The sequence below is a fragment of the Campylobacter taeniopygiae genome (genome assembly GCF_005406225.1).
GTDB classification, from domain to species: Bacteria; Campylobacterota; Campylobacteria; order Campylobacterales; family Campylobacteraceae; genus Campylobacter_D; species Campylobacter_D taeniopygiae.
Genome location: NZ_NXLY01000069.1, coordinates 1 through 498, shown reverse-complemented (window position 1 = coordinate 498; position 498 = coordinate 1). Strand labels below are relative to the sequence as shown.

2 pseudogenes are annotated in these 498 nt (G+C 30.9%); both read left to right on the top strand.

Annotation, left to right across the window (positions count from 1 at the left end):
- Positions 1-253 (top strand): annotated as a pseudogene (locus CQA75_RS08980) (hypothetical protein); the annotation flags it as partial.
- Between the two features lie 10 nt (positions 254-263).
- Positions 264-498, top strand: a pseudogene (locus CQA75_RS08975) (hypothetical protein); the annotation flags it as partial.

Genomic DNA, 498 nt, shown 5'->3' with positions numbered 1-498 from the left:
AGAAGATAAAAATAAGGCTAGAAGATTATTAGAAAAGCTTAATATCATAGGACAAAACAATCTTAAAGCTATGTATATAGGGATAAATGGAAATAAAGATAAAACTTCTAATGCAAGTAGAGGTAGTGAGGAGGGAAATGAGGAGGATACAGAAAGTGTAACCGAAAGCAAACAATCTCAAAAAACCCAGCCTCATTTTATAGGTAGATTAGCTACTACTATAATCATAGAAGATGGTTTATATATAGGATGAAAGGATAAAAATGAGTGAAACTTATGAAATTTATACCCCTAATGGATTGATAATGGATGTATATAAAGATACTAATAAAATTATTTTTTCAGGAAATGCTAAACCCACAGGCAAATACACCCAAGAATATTCTAAAGCTTTGTTTGAAGCTGATCATATCTTAAGAACTTCTCCTTATATCGATTATAAGCCTCAATACCTAGATCCTGAATTTCACACAGGGCAAAAATCTACTTTGCTTGAAT